The 19465-nt window shown below is 63.1% G+C and carries 12 protein-coding genes and 1 tRNA gene; 7 read left to right on the top strand and 6 right to left on the bottom strand.

Annotated features, from left to right (window positions below; genetic code table 11):
- Window positions 1-325: 325 nt before the first annotated feature.
- Both ACYVO7_RS02710 and ACYVO7_RS02705 read left to right on the top strand, forming a co-directional pair.
- Window positions 326-1459 (top strand): hypothetical protein, encoded by a 1134-nt coding sequence (locus tag ACYVO7_RS02710; RefSeq protein ID WP_460448295.1) that lies wholly within the window; start codon window positions 326-328, stop codon window positions 1457-1459.
- A 217-nt stretch (window positions 1460-1676) separates the two neighbouring features.
- Window positions 1677-2675, top strand: coding sequence for a helix-turn-helix transcriptional regulator (locus ACYVO7_RS02705; protein ID WP_460448294.1), 999 nt, complete (start codon window positions 1677-1679; stop codon window positions 2673-2675).
- Window positions 2676-2832: 157 nt separating this feature from the next.
- Here the strand turns inward: ACYVO7_RS02705 and ACYVO7_RS02700 are convergent, their stop codons facing one another.
- Both ACYVO7_RS02700 and ACYVO7_RS02695 read right to left on the bottom strand, forming a co-directional pair.
- Complete coding sequence (locus ACYVO7_RS02700) at window positions 2833-5082, bottom strand: DNA methyltransferase (protein WP_460448293.1); 2250 nt, start codon at window positions 5080-5082, stop codon at window positions 2833-2835.
- A gap of 780 nt (window positions 5083-5862) precedes the next feature.
- Window positions 5863-6678, bottom strand: coding sequence for an HNH endonuclease (locus ACYVO7_RS02695; protein ID WP_460448292.1), 816 nt, complete (start codon window positions 6676-6678; stop codon window positions 5863-5865).
- Window positions 6679-7230: 552 nt separating this feature from the next.
- On the opposite strand from ACYVO7_RS02695, the gene ftsH reads away from it, so the two are divergent.
- Both ftsH and ACYVO7_RS02685 read left to right on the top strand, forming a co-directional pair.
- Entirely contained in the window at window positions 7231-9153 is a 1923-nt protein-coding gene (ftsH, locus tag ACYVO7_RS02690; protein WP_460448291.1) for an ATP-dependent zinc metalloprotease FtsH, read from the top strand.
- A gap of 213 nt (window positions 9154-9366) precedes the next feature.
- Window positions 9367-9443, top strand: a tRNA-Arg gene (locus ACYVO7_RS02685).
- A gap of 555 nt (window positions 9444-9998) precedes the next feature.
- Here ACYVO7_RS02685 and ACYVO7_RS02680 read toward each other — a convergent pair.
- On the bottom strand, window positions 9999-11114 hold the full coding sequence (locus ACYVO7_RS02680; protein ID WP_460448290.1) for an NADH:flavin oxidoreductase/NADH oxidase: 1116 nt from the start codon (window positions 11112-11114) through the stop codon (window positions 9999-10001).
- A 513-nt stretch (window positions 11115-11627) separates the two neighbouring features.
- Between ACYVO7_RS02680 and ACYVO7_RS02675 the strand changes: the two genes are divergently transcribed.
- Window positions 11628-13424, top strand: a complete 1797-nt coding sequence (locus ACYVO7_RS02675) for a PAS domain-containing protein (protein ID WP_460448289.1) — start codon at window positions 11628-11630, stop codon at window positions 13422-13424.
- A 355-nt stretch (window positions 13425-13779) separates the two neighbouring features.
- Here the strand turns inward: ACYVO7_RS02675 and ACYVO7_RS02670 are convergent, their stop codons facing one another.
- Entirely contained in the window at window positions 13780-15609 is a 1830-nt protein-coding gene (locus ACYVO7_RS02670; protein ID WP_460448288.1) for a PAS domain S-box protein, read from the bottom strand.
- Between the two features lie 255 nt (window positions 15610-15864).
- Between ACYVO7_RS02670 and ACYVO7_RS02665 the strand changes: the two genes are divergently transcribed.
- Window positions 15865-16959 (top strand): ion channel, encoded by a 1095-nt coding sequence (locus ACYVO7_RS02665; RefSeq protein ID WP_460448287.1) that lies wholly within the window; start codon window positions 15865-15867, stop codon window positions 16957-16959.
- A gap of 337 nt (window positions 16960-17296) precedes the next feature.
- Window positions 17297-17533 (top strand): BrnA antitoxin family protein, encoded by a 237-nt coding sequence (locus tag ACYVO7_RS02660; protein WP_460448286.1) that lies wholly within the window; start codon window positions 17297-17299, stop codon window positions 17531-17533.
- Here ACYVO7_RS02660 and ACYVO7_RS02655 read toward each other — a convergent pair.
- A complete protein-coding gene (locus tag ACYVO7_RS02655) occupies window positions 17530-18147 on the bottom strand; it encodes a DNA-3-methyladenine glycosylase (RefSeq protein WP_460448285.1) in 618 nt (205 codons plus the stop codon). The two genes, ACYVO7_RS02660 and ACYVO7_RS02655, sit on opposite strands and share 4 nt — an antisense overlap.
- Window positions 18148-18152: 5 nt before the next feature.
- Window positions 18153-19454 carry a putative PEP-binding protein gene (locus ACYVO7_RS02650; protein WP_460448284.1) on the bottom strand — a complete coding sequence of 434 codons (1302 nt, stop codon included), beginning with the start codon at window positions 19452-19454 and terminating at the stop codon, window positions 18153-18155.
- Between the last annotated feature and the right edge of the window lie 11 nt (window positions 19455-19465).

The raw sequence follows: 19465 nt of genomic DNA, 5'->3' as shown, positions 1-19465 counted from the left end.
GCCAAGTCGCGCCGCCGTGGCCCAATGATTGCGAAGAAAGTAGAGCGCGTGCACGCGCAGCCCTCTCATATTGAGGAAGGCGTGCCGCAGCTCGCGACTCTGGCCTTCGGTATTGCAAACTCGTCCGCTGCTATGCATCCCGCCTTTAGTTTGCCGCTCTCAAGAGCTGCGGCTGATTAGCCCCGGGAGCAAAGAACAACCCGACCACTCTCGCCGGTGCTGGCAGTGTCGCCGAGGCAGCACGCGGCCGCGACGACGAGCGCGCGGTAGTGACAGTTTTTGTCACGCCCATCTGGCATCAGTGTCGCATGAGGGGTGACACTGCATGCCGCAAGTCGAACTTGGTGCTTTAAACGAGCTTACGACAGATCAGCCAGCTGCGACCGCCGCCCATCAAAAGACTTCGCCGTTGCGCCGTGTCGCCGGGGTCACCGGCTGGGCTCTCGACTTTCTGGCGATTTTGGACGCCCGTTCGCCGGGTCTGTTTTCAGCAATCCTCGCCAGCGGCTCAGGCCGACGCCAAGCCATTTTCGCCTTTTTGTCGCCCTATGTCGCTTTGACGCACCCAGGGCCGACGGGGCAGCCGCACGGCGATGCCAAAAACGGCGAAGCCTACGAGCTGCGCGCGCCCGACCTCGACTTGTTGATCGACGGCATTCTGCATCGCGAGTCACGTCAGCTCATCAGCATGGCGTTCGGCGCAAGCCCCGATGGCTATCGCGGCGCCTTGGCCCGGGTCGGCCTCGATGCACAACCACCGTGGTTTTATCGCCGCCTCTGGGCCGTATTCGCCGATCGCAGCATGCGTCGCGAGCAACGCTGCCTGCGCTACATGCCGACAATCGATGGCGGATCGCTTTCAGCCCTGTTCGTGTTGAACGCGGTCTTGCGTGTGCCAGGCGTGTTCGAGCGCGGCTCGGCCGACACGATCAGAGACTTGAACAGCGCCGTCGGGCTGCTGCGAAAGCTGCGCCCCGGCACGACCGAGGCGCAGTTCGCGGCCGCGTTCGCGCGCTCTCGCCGTGCCGATGCATTTGTGCTCGCATGGCTCGAGGGAGCCACCGACTATCCTGGGCCACCCTTCCCGGGGTCGGCGCAGGTTCGGCCGCTGCACAGCGTTGCGGCGCTGAAGAAGGCCGCGCTTGGGTATCGCAATTGCTTGATGCGCTACATGCTTGGCGTCTTGCGCGGCCGGCATGCCTTTTATGAAGTGCGTGACGAAGGCGGCCTGATCCTTCATCTGCAGCGCCATGTGCTGCATGGCTGGATTGTTAGCAGCTGCAATGGACCTGAGAACCGACGCCCGTCTCAGAAGGCGGTCGACATCGCTCGAGCCTGGTGGGCCGGTCACGGCCTCAAGCATGAACGCGAAATTGCGCGGGATGACCCCTGGGAAGCGCTCGATCGCTTGGTTAGCGAATTGCGGCCACAACTCCATCCCTTCGACGAACTCGAATAAGCGCGAAAAGTGCAGCGGCAATTGGCGCGCCGCCTTGCCTCAGCGAACGGCCTGCCAGCACATAAGGAGCGCCAGCGTTAGGGCCACGGCGACAAGAATGTCGCCGAAAGGCCGATCGAACCGTTTGTCGCTCCAATTGGAATCACGCATTAGGACCCTCGCGTTAACGCGAACAGGCGTAGAACAAGGGGATGTCAGATTCTGTCAGGTGCCGTGCATGTCGTTCGCCAAGGCCGATCAACTGCTCGAACTCGCAACCCTGTTGCGCGCTCATCGCGCCGGCCTGACATTGGCTCAGGTCGAGCGAGAATTCGGCTGCTCACGGCGCACAGCGCAGCGCATGCTGCGGCAAATCGAGACCCGCTTCCCCGACGTGGGAAGCGAGCTCGATGACGAAGGCTTCAAGCGTTGGCGCATGCCGACGTCCAACGCGCTAAAAGACTTTTTATCGCTGCACGCCGATGAACTCGCTGCCTTGGACTTCGCCATCGCTGATTTAATGCGGGGCGGCCAAGAGCGCGAGGGGCGCCTGCTCGAGACGCTGAAGTGCAAGATTCTCGCGCTTGTGCCTGGGCCGAAGGCGAGCCGGCTGGCGACCGATCACGACGCCTTACTCGAAGCGCAAGGCTTTGTTGCACGCCCAGGCCCACGGCCGCGCATCGATGCGAACGTGGCTCTAACGGTCAGCGAGGCCATCAAAGCGTGCGTCGTTGTTGAAATCGACTATCAGGGACATGCTGACACTGCGCCACGCCGGCGCGCCGTCACGCCATATGGCCTCTTAGCCGGAGCCAGGCGCTATTTGATTGCGCGCCCGGAAGCCGATGACCAAGGCCCCGTTCGCACCTATCGCATGGATCAGATCAGCGCCGCGCGGCTCACCGGTCGCAGCTTTGTCAGGCCGCGAGATTTCGACCTGACAAGATATGCAAATCGCGCCTTTGGCTTGTTTCAGAATGATAGCGAATTTGGCGAGGTCGTCTGGAAATTCGCGCCACACGCGGCCGAACACGCTCGCGGTTATCAGTTTCATCCCTCGCAGAAGAACATTACCGGGGCTGATGGCTCATTGACTGTTCGTTTCTGGGCAGCCGGTTTTCTCGAAATGGCTTGGCACCTTTATCAGTGGGGCGACGCGGTAGAAGTGCTTGCGCCACAGCGGTTACGGGAAATGGTAGCGAAATACAGGCACAGCGACTTCGACGCACTGCCATAGCGGGCAACGTAGACGCGGACGCTGGCTCAGGGTCAAATGGGGAAGCGCCTGGCGCATGATCTGGATGATCTGCTTGTCGGTCAACCTGCTCGCCGGACGCCGAGCTCCGATGAGTATCGTTCCAGGCGGGCGGGACCGCAATTTCGATCGCGCTTGATTATGCGCTGAATTGAAAAAGATCACCTTGAAGATCAAGTTGCTCGAATTTGGCCAGACCCAATTCGAAATAAGCCTTATTGATCTCAATACAAGTCGCCGCTATACCGCATCGTGCGGCCGCCACTCCAGTCGTCATGCTACCCGCATACGGATCCACGATTGCGGTGCCTGGTTTCAAACGTTCCAGCAGCAGCAGGGGGAGTTCCTCCGGAAATGGCGCAGTATGACCATGACGGTTTTCCCCTCTGACCATTTTCAGGACCGGTCTCGCCCGAATTATGGACGGAAACTCACTTATGAGGTGAACCTTATCACCAGGCTTCCGAAATACCAGGATGTGTTCCCAGCAATTGAACGGTGCCTGATAGTATGGGGAGTTGTTGCCGCCGTTGAAGGCCCGTTTTCCTTCGATCGCACCCTTATCCCAAACAATATTTCCCTCACATTTTAAGCCCACACGTTCAAACAGCTCGACACAATAGGCGCTGAGGATCATTCTCTTTTCGCCCATGGCGGACAGAGCGACATTGTTCTCGTTGTCGAAGTAATCAAATATGTTAAATAGATAATATCCGCCTGGCTTGAGAACTCGACAGATCGCCTCGGCGTTGCGACGCATGTCGCTCAAATAGCAATAAATATTTGGCCATTGCGAATACTCCCTCGCGTTATAGTATGGCGGAGATGTAACTGCTCCGTCGAACGAATCAGTCGCCATACCGAACAAGACGTCAGTTGAGTCGCCGTTTATCGCTGTCAGCGCCCCTCTTTTTTCGGTCGGGAAGATATTGGCATCGACGGACCTAACTGGCCTGGCAGTTGCTCTTATGAAGTAAGGGCCACTAAAAGGACCAGCGGCATCGGGATCAGATGAAAGGCCTTCTTTGTATTCGGGCCACGAGAGGGACCGAAGGTTGCGCCCTAAAGGGGCGGATGGAGTTGCGTCTACGGTGCAGATTCCATCGCCCGCTAAGCTGTAATGCCGAACAAGCATATCAACGATTGCGTCCGACGAAGATGACGGCTGCACGTCTCGCGCCCAATTGCGTATGGACGACAAAGGTATTTCATTGTTGGGATCATTGATCGCTTGTTGCTTCAACAGCTGTAAGAAAGAGTAGCGCTTTCCGCGGTTGAATTTGGTTCGGTCTGGACAGAGCGGGTTGCGGCACTCCCAACTCTTCACGCCAAGCGACGAGTAGGAATTGCCTTGAACGTCGTGGCTACGACAAGCAGGACATGGAATTATTGTCTCGTCGATCGAGTTCTTTTGGAATAAAAGCAACACGCTGGAGACAGATTGGTCGGCAAATACAAAGGTATCCCGGTAGCTGAAGCCAAGATCGGCTACAGCGAACTGACATCTGGTCTCATCCAGCTGTGGATTGAAAAGCAGTGTTTCTGCAGCAATTTTTTTGTGCTGAAAAAAGGCATGAGGTAATCGAGTCCTGATGAATTTTTCGGCGAAAATTGTGAGCCGAGCCGCGGCTCGCCATGCCTCGTCGCCCCACCCTTCAAGATGAATGGAGAGGTGGCCGTGATTTGCGAGCCTTCCGTATTCCTGCTTTACCGCCTGGAATAGCAGCTCAATTGGGGTGCCAGGAGGAGGGCTTAGGTGAGTCAAAGTGTGTGATCTGGAAAATAGCTGCGGGTTACGTGCATGAAGGTGAAGCCAAAAGTCGGGTTCATAATTTCCTGAACTGGGATCAAAGAATCCATGAGCTACTTCATTCGGAAAACTGGAAAATACGAACCCACCAAAAAGCGAACAAAGAATTTCGCGAGACCAATCACGAGGCTTGCTATCCTTGCGAACAAGCGTCGGTGTCTTCATTTCCGAATGCAACAGCCGTTTCGTGACGGCATGTGAAGGCGGAGAAATGCCGTCCAATGCATCGAGGCTTACTCCTTTCAGGGAGACGAGCTCGGTCAGCAACCCCATGTCGCCCCGGTTTAGCGCAGACGCAAGTTCTAGCTTTTCGTGGTAGTTGAACGTCTTCCGCTGAGCGGCAGCTCGGGCTAGAACGAGAGCTAGGCAATCAGCAGCAAAGTCAAATTTCGCGTTGACGAGCGCAAACAGGTTTTTGCGCCTGATGTGTCGGTCTATCCGTCGGTCCAACCCGATCGAATCTATCATGCGTGATGCAGAATCAAGCAGAAGCTGCTCACGCGGCATCACTACGTCGAGGAGCTGCTCGAATTCATCTACAAGATAGTCGATTGAAGGCATCTGTTGATACTTTGTCACGAGAGGCTTTTAGGATGAGTGCCCGACCAGAGCAAGCCATACCGCCGGATAATCCACTGCGAATTTGAGTTGACCGCGCGTCAAGGCGATGCCAGTTTCTTCCGAAACCCCGGAGAGCATTTCGCCGGCCGCTTTTCCGTGCCTGAAATCTCGGCGGAACGGCTAACCAAGGCGATATCTCGTGGCGGCAGCGAATCCGAAATTGGTAAGCCCACCCCATCGAAAGCTTTGTAGTGCGGTAACTTCCCAACTCAGCCTCACGCACACCTCCCCACATCGATTACCGTGAAACGCTCGACCCCGGAGCGCTCCCTGCCTGATCAGCTGTGCGTGCCGACGTCCCCTGAGCTGCGGCATAGTCGCCAGCGCGGGCCTACTCGCTGATTCTGAGCTCAGTAGAGGGCCGGCAGAGTTCTGCCAAGGGGGATTCCTCGTCGAAGGTGTGGCCGACGCCCGAGGACAGGCCGGGACGTCGATTTGCGGAGTCGGGGGAGAAGAAATGTGCGCTCGGCTATATGGCTCTGGAGGTGCGGGTCCGCAAGGATCACCCGCTGCTGGCGCATCCGGGTGGGGTTGGACGCGGCGGCACTCTCTGCGCATGTGACATCAACGGTCCCACGAACTTCCTCCCTTCAGTTCGCCTCCTCGGCCTGGGAATCGCGAGGAGGCACCCTTAAATCCTCGACGTTCTGCTTGAGTGCGACCGCTGCAAACAGGCGATCGCTCAAATCGGAAGACGAAGCCATCGCCTCGGTTCGCTTCGACCCAGGTAGTCAGTTGTTAGATTGCCATTGATCTAGACGTCCCAGATGCACTCGGGCTATCTGCGTGCTGATATCGACCTTCTCGTTTCAACCACTCCGCAAACGCCCATGCTTCATCGAAACGGATGGTTGCCATTGTGAGACCGTGCTGCCGGCAAAGGGAGTAAAATTGCTCCCTAGACGTTGGGCGTTTAAACAAAAGTATCCAAATTAGAACGCTCTGTGCAGGACCGAAAGATATTCCTCCAAGCTCATGAGACTGGCGCTTCGTAACGTTGCAGCGCTTGCAGAGAAGCTGCAAATTATCCAATGTATCTGCGTCCGATACGTTCAGACCTTCCGCCAGGAACTGTTCCTTCGGTTTCTTGTGGTCTGCCTCAAGATACAGTCTTGTGCCACACTTTTCACATTTCCCGGACTGGCTGTAAAACCATTCCATTACAGCTCTCATGGTCTGCCTTGGCGGGAACTTGGCCTGAAATGAAGAATTTGATGCGATGGCTGTTCCCACTTGAGGTGGATTTAACTCGCCGCATATTGCCATGGCTATTTCAGACCAGGTCACAATTTCGCTCGTAACTAAGGACCGAACGAAATCTTCCCAGTCAGCCTCTGACCACTCTGGACGAGAGAATCGGGCCGATCCGCCCAGTTTTTTGAACGCCCTCAGCAGAAGCTTGGCTTGATCGAATCCGAGTGGGCCATATAGGTTGTGAAATTCAATTTCTGAGATCTGGCCCAGCGTTTCGTAACCTAACCTTCTAAGCTCGCGAATTGACCCCGCTGATAACCCCTCAACGTTTTCAATCGGAAATTCTGCCAGTGAAGTCATAGTGCCCCTCGTTTTGGGGGAGCCTACCTAGCGAGATCCAAAAAAGGAAGGGTTATGGCACGGATTAGCAGTCGTGCTTGACGCGCAGGAGCAGGTCGCAAGGGAATCGAGATCTGACCGGCGAGTCGGCGCCGCGTTCCCGTTAATCGCTAAGGTTGGCCCATGAGGCCGACCATCGAACCCGGCCGTCAAATATCCACGATCAATGCGAGGGGTCCGGAACGGCCTTGGAGTCCTGCAGCTCGCGGCACGGCAGGTAGACGGCGCCTGGGCAGGCCGCGCCGTCGGGGTGACTCGCACCAGCACAGGGGGTATGACAGATCTAGAGCTGCGCGGCCGAGTGCCAATTTGCCCACGCTACGTGGCGGCTTTGCCTCTGACCCTCGCCAACGCGAACCAACAGCTCATGCGGAACCGAGTGGGCTCCGTGCAGGTAATAGGCGAAAGCCTCTCGTTCCTGGTGGCAGAGGCGCAGAACGTGACTACATTAGGCAAACGCAACGCCTCGCGATCGCCCTGCGGTCCGAGCCTCACCAAGGCGATCGATCGGTAATGAACCCGAACGTGCGCAATTTCGCCCTCTGGGTGATCATCTTCCTGCTCGTGCTCGCGCTCGTGACCCTGTTCCAGAATCCCGGGCAGCGCGGTCAGGCGTATGACATGAGCTACAGCCAGTTCCTCAACGAGGTGGATTCGGGCCGGGTCGCCAGTGCGGTGATCCAGGGTCCTGAGATCCATGGCTCGCTCTCGGACGGTCGCAGCTACCAGACCTACGCGCCGAACGATCCGAACCTGGTGCAGAAACTGTCACAGAAGGGCGTGAACTTCTCCGCCAAGCCGCTGGGTGAGAACCTTCCGTGGTTCCTGCAACTCCTGGTCAGCTGGATGCCGCTGATCGTCTTCATCGCCGCGTGGATCTTCCTGTCCCGGCAGATGCAGGGGGCGAGCGGCAAGGCTATGGGCTTTGGCAAGTCCAAGGCCAAGCTCCTCACCGAGGCCCATGGCCGCGTGACCTTCGAGGACGTCGCCGGCGTCGAGGAGGCCAAGGAGGACCTGCAAGAGATCGTGGAGTTCCTGCGTGATCCGCAGAAGTTCCAGCGCCTCGGCGGGCGCATTCCACGCGGCGTGCTGCTGGTAGGCCCTCCCGGAACCGGCAAGACGCTGCTGGCGCGCGCCATCGCGGGCGAAGCCAACGTGCCGTTCTTCACCATCTCGGGCTCCGACTTCGTGGAGATGTTCGTAGGCGTCGGCGCCAGCCGCGTGCGCGACATGTTCGAGCAGGCCAAGAAGAACGCGCCCTGCATCATCTTCATCGACGAGATCGACGCCGTGGGCCGGCACCGCGGCGCGGGCCTGGGCGGCGGCAACGACGAGCGCGAGCAGACCCTCAACCAGTTGCTGGTCGAGATGGACGGCTTCGAGGCGAACGAGGGCATCATCCTCATCGCGGCGACCAACCGTCCGGACGTGCTCGACCCCGCGCTGCTGCGTCCCGGCCGCTTCGATCGCCAGATCGTCGTCCCCAACCCGGACGTGATCGGCCGCGAGCGCATCCTGCGCGTCCATGTCCGCAAGGTGCCGCTGGCGCCGGACGTCGACCTCAAGACCGTCGCGCGCGGCACTCCGGGCTTCTCGGGCGCGGATCTCATGAACCTCGTCAACGAGGCGGCCCTGCTGGCTGCCCGCCGCGGCAAGCGCATCGTCACGATGAGCGAGTTCGAGGACGCCAAGGACAAGGTCATGATGGGCGCCGAGCGCCGCACCCTGGTGATGAGCGAGGAGGAGAAGCGTCTCACCGCCTATCACGAGGCCGGCCACGCCATTCTGGCCTTCAACGTCAAAGCGACGGACCCGGTGCACAAGGCCACCATCATCCCGCGCGGACGGGCGCTGGGCATGGTCATGCAGCTGCCGGAGCGCGACAAGCTCTCGATGAGCTACGAGCAGATGACGTCCCGCCTCGCCATTATGATGGGCGGCCGCGTCGCCGAGGAGATCGTCTTCGGGCACGACAAGGTGACGTCCGGCGCGGCGTCCGACATCGAGCAGGCCACTCGCCTGGCCCGCATGATGGTGACCCGCTGGGGCTTCTCCAGCGAGCTCGGCACCGTCGCCTATGGCGAGAACCAGGACGAGGTGTTCCTCGGTATGTCGGTCTCGCGGCAGCAGAACATCTCCGAGGCCACCGCGCAGAAGATCGACGCCGAAGTGCGCCGGCTGGTCGAGGAAGGCCTGGTCGAGGCCACGCGCGTGCTCAACGAGAAGCGCGAGGATCTGGAGAAGCTCGCAGGTGGGCTTCTCGAATACGAGACCCTCTCGGGCGACGAGATCCGCGATCTTCTGAACGGCAAGCCGCCCGTGCGCGACGTCTCCGACGATCCGCCGAGCCGTTCGGCCCCGGTCGTGCCCTCGGCCGGCAAGGGCCGGCCCCGGCAAGAGCCGGACGCCGGGCTGGAGCCTCAGCCGCAGGCCTGAAACACCTCTAGATTTCGTGCCCGCCCGGTCTCGGGCGGGCACGCAGTCGACGTAGAGGTGGCATCGGCCTACTCGCGGTCCGAGTGAGGCGCACCCGACACGATTCGAACGTGTGACCTTTGCCTTCGTTCGGCACACCCCCGCCACTCCAACCCCCTCGCCTTGCGACGCGTCCCACAATCGGCTAGACAATCCCGGCCGGCTTCGCCGCAGGCACCCGTAGCTCAGCTGGATAGAGCGTTGCCCTCCGAAGGCAAAGGTCACACGTTCGAATCGTGTCGGGTGCGCCAAATTCCTTGAGCGCTTAGCTGCAAGCAGGCGAAAGTCGTCGAAATACCGGCAATTTCCCCGCCTTGCGCATCGGTGGACCGGCGGGAATTCGCGGTTGCGCCATGCCGCACATCGCCATCACGCCACCCCAAGCAGACGCTCAACGCCCGGTCGGGTCCGAGATGGGCCTGTCGTTCGCATTTGGGCCGTCTGATCGCGCCGACTGCGTCCTTCAGCAACATGGACGGGCCCGCTCCAGTCATCCTCAGGAATGGCATGAGCGACGGGCCGAAGTCCTGGCCGGTGACGGGAGCGCGGCAATGACGCGGAGGTGAGGCGATAGAAGGAACGATGGCTGCCTGTGTGAAGAACGATTGGGCAGCGAAGCACGTGACCGAAGAACTTGCGCCGTCCAGGGAGGGTCGCCCGTCAGCAGCATCTCGATCCAGCGCCCGATCTGAGCGCAGGGCCTCCTCTGCAGACAGGCCCCGCTCCTGCCCGTGTCAAAGCGACGGCGGCCCGAGGGCGGCGCCGTTCGCTCTCGGCTCCTTGTGGGCCAGCATCGCGCAGTCGCCTCAATCCTGCGTCGGCTCCGAGAACAGATCTGCGAACCGTCTCGGCTGGGAGCGTAGATACTGGCGCGGCGCTTTGACGTGAGCGCCAAAATGGGCCGCCGCGTGCCATGGCCAGCGAGGATTGTACAGAATGGTCCGGGCCAGCGCGATCATATCGGCCTGCCCGGTTCCGATAATGGCCTCGGCCTGGTCGAACTGGGTGATGAGTCCGACGGCCACGACGGGGATGGAGATCGCCTCCTTCACTTCGCGGGCGAGAGGCGCCTGGTAGCTGGGCCCCACGGGAATCTTCTGGTGTGGTGACAGACCGCCGCTCGAGACATGGATGGCGGCGCAACCGCGTTCCTCCAAGGCTGCCGCAAAGGCGATCGTCCCCGCGATATCCCAGCCACCATCGACCCAGTCGGTGCCCGACACCCGCACGGTCACGGGACGATCCGACGGAAACGCCTCGCGCACCGCCTCAAACACTTCGAGCGGGAAACGCATCCTGTTTTCCAGCGAACCGCCATAGTGGTCCTCGCGCTGGTTCAACAGCGGGGACAGGAACTGGTGCAGCAGATAGCCGTGCGCAGCATGGATCTGGATCGCATCTATTCCGAGCCGGGCCGAGCGCCGGGCGGCTTGGGCGAAGGCTTCGCGAATCCGCTCCAGGCCTGCGCCGTCGAGCGCCGTGGGGGCGTTCTCCCCGGCCTCATAGGCCACTGCCGAAGGAGCTTCGGTTTGCCAGCCTCCCTCCCGTCCGGGCGGGATCTGGGCGCCGCCCTTCCAGGGGACCTCGGTCGAGGACTTGCGGCCGGCATGCGCCAACTGGATCGCGATGGGCATGTCCGACCAGCGCCGAACGCTCTCCAGGACGCTCCTGATCGCGTTTTCGCAAGGGTCGGAATACAAGCCGACGTCGCCATAGGTGATGCGACCCTCGGGCGTCACCGCTGTCGCCTCGATGGTCAGCAGGGCGGCTCCTGAAATGGCGAGTTGTCCGAGATGGATCAGGTGCCAGTCCGTCATGCATCCGTCCTGCGCCGAATACTGGCACATGGGCGCGATCACGATACGGTTGACGAGGGATAGATCGCCGACCTGCAATGGCGTGAAGAGCTTGGCGCGGGTCATGAGCGCCTCCTTGAGGGTGATCCGACACGGCGCGGCCGAGAAAGTCTGGATGACGGCGCTGAGTCCGCTCTGGACTACGCGCAACCAAGCTCGCCAGTCCCTATGCGGCGCAGGACTGTACGATTGCGGCGTCCCCCGGCGTTGTGGAGCCGCGCGCTCTGCTGCGGGCCGAGGTCTTCAAGTCCTGCGTCGAGAGCAGACGGGCCCGGAATTCGGGAATCCGACGTGACGGCGCACGCCTCGTTCAGCCATGACGAGATGATCGAAGCCAGCGGAAGAGGCCCGATCTGAGCGAGGCGACCCGGTCGGAACAGGTCCATCGCTCCCTACGAGGACCGTCAACGCTGCTGGTGAGCGAAATTCGTCTCGCGGGGCCGTTCGCAAGCTGAACAGATTTCGTCCACGATCCAAGCGTTGGCCGGAGCGCCAGAAACGCAAGTTCATGGTGCTTGATCGTACAATCGATTTACCCCACCAGCCGTGTCTTGCGTCGTCGCGGGGGTTACACGCTCAATGGCTTCATTCCACGAGACCGATGCCGACGCGCATCCGGCGGTTCCGCTCGTCGGTAGCTGGGAGTGGGACTTCGCGACGGGGTCGGTGACTTGGTCTGACGGCCTTTTCCGACTTCTCGGGTTCGATCCCGGGGAGGTCGCGCCAACCTACTCGACCTTCATGGACATGCTGCACCCCGAGGATCGCGAGTTCGTCGCCGCAAGGACGATTGCGGCCAGAGACTTCGGCGAAGGCCTCGACATGGAGTTTCGGATCGTCCATCGGGATGGTGAGCCAAGGTGGGTCGCCAACAAGGGCGAGGTGTTCAAGGGCCGCTCGGGACATCCAGAATGGGCGGCGGGCACACTTTTCGATATCAGCCACATTCGGCAAGCCCAGAGTGAGCTGTCCGCGCGCGAAGAGCGCTATCGCGCTCTCGTCAGCCTGAATTCCATCGGGGAATGGCGCGCGACGCCCGATGGCCAGCAACTCGAGTGCAGGTTCTGGTCCGAGTTCACGGGGCAAAGCCCTGAGGAATCCCAGAATCATGGCTGGCTGTCCGCGGTCCACCGGGATGACGTGAGCTGGGTGACCGGGATCTATTTCGAGGCGCTGCAACTCGGATCGAGCACGACGTCGAGCTTCCGGGTCCGCCACCATTCCGGCGAGTATCGGTGGTGCCTCTCGAAGATGCTGCCTCTGAAAAATCGCGACGGGAGCATTCGCGAGTGGATTGGGGCCATTGAGGACGTCAATCAACGCTACCTGTCCGAAGAGCTGCTTCAACTCGATGCGGAGCGCCGCGGGCTGGCCCTTGAGGCGGCTCGCATGGTGGCGTGGGACTATGACCTGGCCTCGCGCCGGGTTCAGCGTTCGGACAACGCCTTTTCGATCCTGGGAGCAGGATCTGGCCCCGTCGACGAGGTCAGGAACTGGGTGCATCCAGACGACGTCGATCGTGTGCTCGCCGCCCTCGCACGCACAGAGGAGACGGGTGTTCCCTATGACGTCGAGTACCGGCTGAACGATAGGGAGCGGCCAGCCCGTTGGGTCCGGGGCCGAGGCAAGCTCTTGCGCAACGTCAAGAATGGGCCGGACCGGGTGGTCGGCATCACCTTCGACATTACGGCGCAGAAGGAAGCGGAACGCAGAGACGCCCAGCTCACTGAAAGGCTCTCCGACGTCGAATCGCGCTATCGCGCCCTCGCGGCGATCGCCGGGGACCTTGTTTGGACGGCGAGCACGGACGGAAAACTTACGCCCAGTCCGGAGTGGGGCGCGTTTACAGGGCAAAGCTCACAGGAGATGAACGGCTGGGGCTGGCTCAAGGCTGTCCACCCGGCGGACCGGGAAGGCACCCGAGAGGCCCTGCAATGTCAGGCGTTCTCCAAACGGATCGAAGCAGTTCAGTACCGACTGCGCACCACCAAAGGGGATTACGTTTGGGTCAACTCGAGGGCGGCCCCCGTCGTCGAGCCTGACGGCGTCATTCGACAATGGATCGGCGTTTGCCAGCAACTTCCGCGAACGTCTTCGGCCGACCCGGGCGACGTTAAGGCGTCTGCGGTTTGCACTCAGCAGCTCATCAGCGGAGCGCAGGTGCGCGCCTCACGCGGTCTATTGAACTGGTCGGTCCGCCAACTCGCTGTGGCTTCCAAGGTTTCAGTCTCCACGATCCGGCGAATCGAAGATGCCGATGGGGTGCCCGAAAACCGAGAGTTCGGGAACATCGCCAGGCTTCGATCAACCTTCGAGTCGGCAGGCGTCGAGTTCCTGGCCACGGCCGATGGCAAAGGTGGTGTGAAGCTCGCATGACTGAGCCGCGAAGCCGCAACGAGGGAAAGAGCGCGAGCTTATCCGGTCCGGCTGAGCGTTTCAGAGCAACAGAAATCGTAATGCTCCGTTGAAGCCAAGCCAACTGCGGGCAATCGCAGCAGAACGCCGCCCTGGCGGAGCAGGGCGCCGCCTCGGCCGCCTCGCTGTCGCCCAGATCGAGCGGTTATACGCGATTTCGGCGACTTTCCGCATCCACGAGGGCGGATCCCGCGCCGCCACGCCGGCGCGCCCCGCCAGCGAGCCGCCCGGCTGCGCCAGACGGCCTGGGCGGGATGACGCCGGCACGGGACAGCCTCTGCATCGCTCGCCGGGCGCGGTCCCGGCCGGGCTGGCCTCAGCAGACGGATGCGGCCGATTTCCTTGAGGACGCCTTCTGACGCTCGCCGGCGCCCGGGGCGGAGGGCGTGATGCCGGCAGCCAAGGCGATCTGAAGCAGCTCGGTCAGGCTGCTCGCGTTGAGGCGATTCATCACCTGGGCGCGGTGCAGTTCAACGGTGCGGGGGCTGATCCCAAGCTTCTGACCGATGATTTTGTTCGTCCCGCCCTCCAACAAGCCGACCAGCACCTCGCGCTCGCGCGTCGTCAATCTGGCCACTTGGGCGCTCGCCGTTTCATCTCGCGAAGGAGGCCGCATCGCCCCATGGCACTCTCCAATGGCGCTCGCGAGCGATGCGAAAAGCGATTCATCGTCCAGTGCGACGAGGAAATCGGCGGCGCCGGCCTTCATAGCCGCGACCGCGGCGGCGGCGTCCGCTCCGGGAGCGTCAAGCGCCAAGGTCGGCAGCCGTATCGATCGCGCCTTCAGTTCGCGCATGACCGAGAGTCCCTGGTCCCGCGCCTTGCGCAGGTCGACGAGGACGCAGCCATGCGCCAACACGGCGGCCACGTCCAGGAAGCTGGATGCGCTGGGAAAGGTCCGCACGCGGTGACCCAGCGCCCGAGCGAGCCGCGCCAACTTGCGGGCCTGCGTGGGCGAGGTGCTGACGATATAAAGCTGGAGAACGTCCGACCGTGTCAGGTCCTCCGTAATTCCGCCTATTCGCTTGATGGCGGCTTCATCGTCCGGGATGGGAAAACACGTTTCGCGCAGCCTTCGAACGGCTCCGTCGGCAGGTCGGATGATTCTGTATTCGAACCGGGCGACTTCACCGGCCACGACACTGTCGAGAGCGCGTTCGACCACTCGGCGGTCATCAGGGTGAACGTCTTTCATCCACTCTGCCAGGCTTATGGCCGCCTCCCCGAGCGGCGCCCCCCAGATCGCCTCGTAGGCCGCGCTTCGGTAGAGGATCACGCCCGCGACCGGATCGCCGATCCAGATCAGGTTGCTGCTGTGTGCCGCAAAGCTGCGGAATTGCGCTTCGCTCGCCCGAATCGCCGCTTCGGCGGTTCGCCGTCCCGTCACATCGGTCGCGGCCCCGATGAAGCCGGTTGCGCGCCCACGCGCGAAAGTCGTTCTTCCCGCGGTGGCGATATGGCGTGTGATCCCGTCCTCGCGCCCAAGCACCCGATATTCAATGTTGTAGGTCCCGTCACCCGCCGGATCGATGCATGCTGCAATCGCGCTTTTCACGCGAGCCAGGTCATCGGGATGGATTCCTGCCTCGAACACGCCGATGTCGATTTCCGCATCCGGCGGAAGCCCCCACATCGCACGCATCCGTTCGTCCCACTGCAGGGCGTCGGTCGCGGGGTTCCACGAGTAGATCCCAAGCCCAACCAGCTCGGCGGCGGCGCGCAGACGCGCTTCGCTCTCCCGCAACGCCTCCTCGACCGCGTGCCGCTCGCTCGTGTCGCGTGAGACGCCGACCACCAGTTCGATTGTGCCATCCGGGGCCCGGACCGGTCCCCACCGGTAGTCGAAATAGGCCTTGTGTCCCGTCGGACTGCAGAAAAAGACCTCGTCCTCGACTGTGACGCCCTGGTCGAAGATGCGGTCGATCTGACTGTTCAGGACTGTCGCAAGATCCGCCGGATAGGCCAGGTCAGCAAAGGTCTTGCCCAACATCTCACCTGAGGAAAGCCCGAAAAGCACCAGCATGGCGGGATTGGCGTAAACGAAACGGCCCTGCCGATCGAAAGCGTAGACGTAGTCAGAAATGGAGGAGAGGTTCGCCTCGAGAAAGTGGACCCGGCGGGCGCGCGCGCCATCGACGCCAGACATTTGGCCGCCGTCCTCCCCAATGGGCGCTGGTGAAGGCTGTTCCGGCATGGGGCAGGCTTGGCTCCTGTCCGCTAACGATCGCAAACCGCCGCTGCCTAGGGAAGTTCCGTAGGGACCATCCGGGCGCCGCCGAACCGACTCGCCTCGTACGAGAAGCGACATTCCAAACGGGGCGATGCGGCGGGGCGACGGTCATCCGCCGCGCGTCACGCTGCCCGATCGTGCGGCCTGTAAGGGCGTCGAAGGTGAAGCTCGATGAAACTTGAGCAGATCGGCGGGGCTGCACTGGGGCTGCTGTTCCTTGCGGACATCTTTCTGACCGTGCTTTACGCCCGGGCGGGTACGGGCTTGCTTGCGCCGCGCTGGAACCGAGCGGTCTGGGCTCTGCTTCACCGCGCCGCCAGACTGTCCGGCAGGCGCTATGGACTGGTCCTTTCGCTGGCGGCCCCGCTCGTCGTCGTTTCACTCATCGGGTTCTGGGCCCTGGGATTGACGGTTGGGGCCGCTCTGGTGATCCGCCCCGAACTGGGCGCTGCGATCCGCCCGTCGAGCGGCGAAACCCCGACCGACTTTGTCACGGCGCTTCTAGTCGCCGGCAACAGCCTGTCGATCGTCGGCGGCGGCGACTACGCCCCGCATACGACAGGCACGCGATTGCTCTTCCTCTTGAATTCCCTCATCGGAGCGTCGGTGCTGTCGCTTGTTCTCAGCTACCTCGTCCAAGTCTATTCCGGGCTCCGCGAACGGAACGCGCTGGCCCTCACGATCGACCTCATGACCGGTTGCACTGGCGATGCGGCCACGATGCTCGTGAAGCTGATGCCCACCGGAGATTGCAGCAATGCGGCGAGCGAGCTCGGCAACCTCGCCCGTTCGCTCGCGGCCACGAAAGAGGCGCACCACTTCTACCCCTTGCTGTTCTATTTCCGCTTCGAAGAGCCGCTCTACGGGGTGTCGCGGTTCACCTTCGTGCTTCTCGATCTGACGACTCTGATCGAGGCGGCGCTCGCCAGAGAACGCTATGCGACATTCGTTGACTCCGCGGCGGTCGCGTCCCTGCGCTTGGGAGCCTTGCTGCTCTTGCGGACGCTGGACCGGAACTTCCCGACGCACGGCGGTTCGGCGGAAGACGCCGTGGAAGCCGGGCGAGACAGCCAAAGCTACCTCGCCGCGGTCGAAATCCTGGCGCGCGCCGGAATACACGTGCAGGTCGACGGCATGGAGCGATATGTGGCCCTTCGCCGTGACTGGGAGCCGCTCGTCCGGCGGGTCGCTCCAACGCTTGGATACCCGATTTCAGAGATCGACCGGCGCAGTCCCGTCGTGAAGACAGTGGCTCCTGAATTATGAGACTCGCCCGGTCCAAGTGCTATTCGGGGGCAAGGTCGGCACGAACGTCCGCCGCGGAAGGAAGGCGCACTCAGGGTTGCGAGGACGCGGCGCACGGCTGCCGGACAAGGCTGGACAGTTTACGGATAAGCCTTTAGAAAATATATATTCCGGTGAACGCCGCCGGACGAGCGAGTGGAATGACATTTGCCATTCGAAGGCAAAGATCCCACGTTCGAACTGTGCCCGGTGCGCCAATCCCCGTTGTCCTGCGGCCCGATCTCACCTTCGTCGAAGGGTGGAGCCGCATCGTGAGCGACGGCGCGGATCGAGCCCCATCACGCCAAGCGAGAGTTCCATGATCAGACCGACCCGTACCGGCATGGGCAGCCCGAAGCAGGCTGCGGAAGCCGCCTTCAAGGCCGCCACCACCAGGCCCGTCGAGCCCGCCCCCAAGGCCCCGCCGGCGATCCCCGGGGCGAAGGAGGTCGTCTCGCTGCGCCTCGACCAGGAGGTGCTGGAGAAGTTCCAGGCCGATGGGCCGGGTTGGCAGGACCGCATCAACGCGGCGCTGCGCAAGGCGGTCGGACTCTAGCGGCCCCGCTCAGGAGGCGACGATGCGCCGTCGCCGCCGCCGGACGCGTCGACGGGCCTGGGCGCCGGACGGCTCAGATGCCGCGATCCGGCCAGGACGAACCGCCAGGGCGCGTCGACGCCCTTGCTGATGCCAATGCGGGGTCCGGCCAACACGGGGGCCGATCGGGAGCGCGGCTCCAGGCGGAAAGGCGGGCGCTCCAGCGGCCATCCGTCATGATCCCGGGTGATGCCCAAAGCCTGGCACAAGCGCCCCGGCCCGGCGCAGAGCAGGCGCGTTTCGCCGAGGCCGCGCCTCTGGCGCATCGCGTCGACCCCGTGCGTCGGCTCCAGCGCCCGCACCAGCACGGCTCCGGCGGAGGAGGCGTCGCCGCAGACGATGTTGAAGCACCAGTGCATCCCGTAGCTGCGATACACATAGGCCCGTCCCGGCGGCCCGAACATCGCGCCGTTGCGCGCCGTCGGCCCCCGGAAGCTGTGCGACGCCGGATCGTCGTGGGCGTAGGCCTCGGTCTCCACGATCGGGCCGCCCACGCCGTCGACCAGCAGGGTCGCGCCCACGAGGTCCTGCGCCACCGCGACCGGGTTCCGGGCGTAGAAATCGGGCGTCAGCATGCGCGTCAGGCGCGCGACCGAAGGTCGATGGCGGCCAGGGCCGACTTCACGCGCCCCAGTTCGGCGCCCGCCACGCAGAACTCGCGCGCGCCGAGGTCGAGCCAGCCAGGCAGCAGCGCCGTGTCCGCCGCGGCGACGCCGCAGAGCCGGCAGGGCCGGCGCGTGCGCGACGCGTGCTCCAGGACGCGCCGCACCAGTTCGCGCACGGCGGGCGGGGCGTCCGCTCCGACGCCAGCGTCGGCGTCGCGGGCGCGCCCGAGCGTCAGGGCCGTAAGGTCTCCGAGGCCGATCGAAAAGGCGTCCGCATCGAATTCGGCGATGCTCTCCGCCGCTCCCGGCGTCTCCACCATCATGACCAGGGGCGGGGTCCCGAACGGCCGGCCCTCGCGGCGAAGCTCGTCGACGCAGCCGGCGATGGCGGCGCGGACCTGAAGGAGCTGCTCGGGCCGCTCGACCATCGGGAGCATGATCGACAGGTCGCCGTCAGCGGCGGCGCGCAGCATGGCGCGCAGCTGGATCCGGAAAAGGTCGGGATGGGAGAGCGAGAAGGCGACGCCGCGCAGGGGCGAGGCCTCCATCCCGGGAAGCGACTTGCCGGCGCCGGGATCGACGGTCCTCAGGCAGACGGGCCGTCCGCCGGCCCATTGCAGCAGGACGCGGTAGAGGGCGAGCTGGCCCTCCTCCCCCGGGATCGCGCTGCGGTTCATGAACAGCATCTCGGTGCGCATCAGTCCGACGCCGTCGGCGTGAGCCGGGTTCAGCGAGCGCAGCTGGCTCAGGTCGTCGACCGCCAGCGTCACCACGATCGGCGTGCCGTCCGCCGTGGCGGCGGGCCTGGGCGAAGCGAGCTCGTCGCGGGCGCGGTCCGCGGTCCAGACCGCGCGCTTCTGCGCGAAGGCGGCTCGTCGGGCCTCCGTGGGCAGCAGGGTGAGCTCGCCCGCCACCGCGTCCACCAGCGCCTCGGCACCGCCCGTCAGGTCCAGGGCGCCGAAGTCGATCCCGAGGCCGACCAGCAACGGCACGTCCCGCTCGTGCGCCATCACGGCGACATGTCCGGTGGCGGAGCCGCGGGAGAGCACGATCGCGGCGGGGCTCGCCCCGTCGAGGCGCAGCATCTCGGCGGGAGTCAGGTCCTCGCTGGCGATCACCGCCCCGACCGGCGCGGATGCGACATCCGGGCGGACCTGGGCGGGGTTGAGCTCGCCGTCGGGCTCCTCGCCGCGGACGACGTAGAGTCCGCCCGTCCCGAAGCCGGGGCACGCCGAAAGCCCGGCGAGAACACGCTCCCCATCGATCGGCTTAGGCAAAGCGCTGCATC

Source organism: Alsobacter sp. SYSU BS001988 (genome assembly GCF_054796215.1).
Note: the sequence above shows the minus strand (reverse complement) of the source record. Positions and strands in the feature narration are given on the sequence as shown.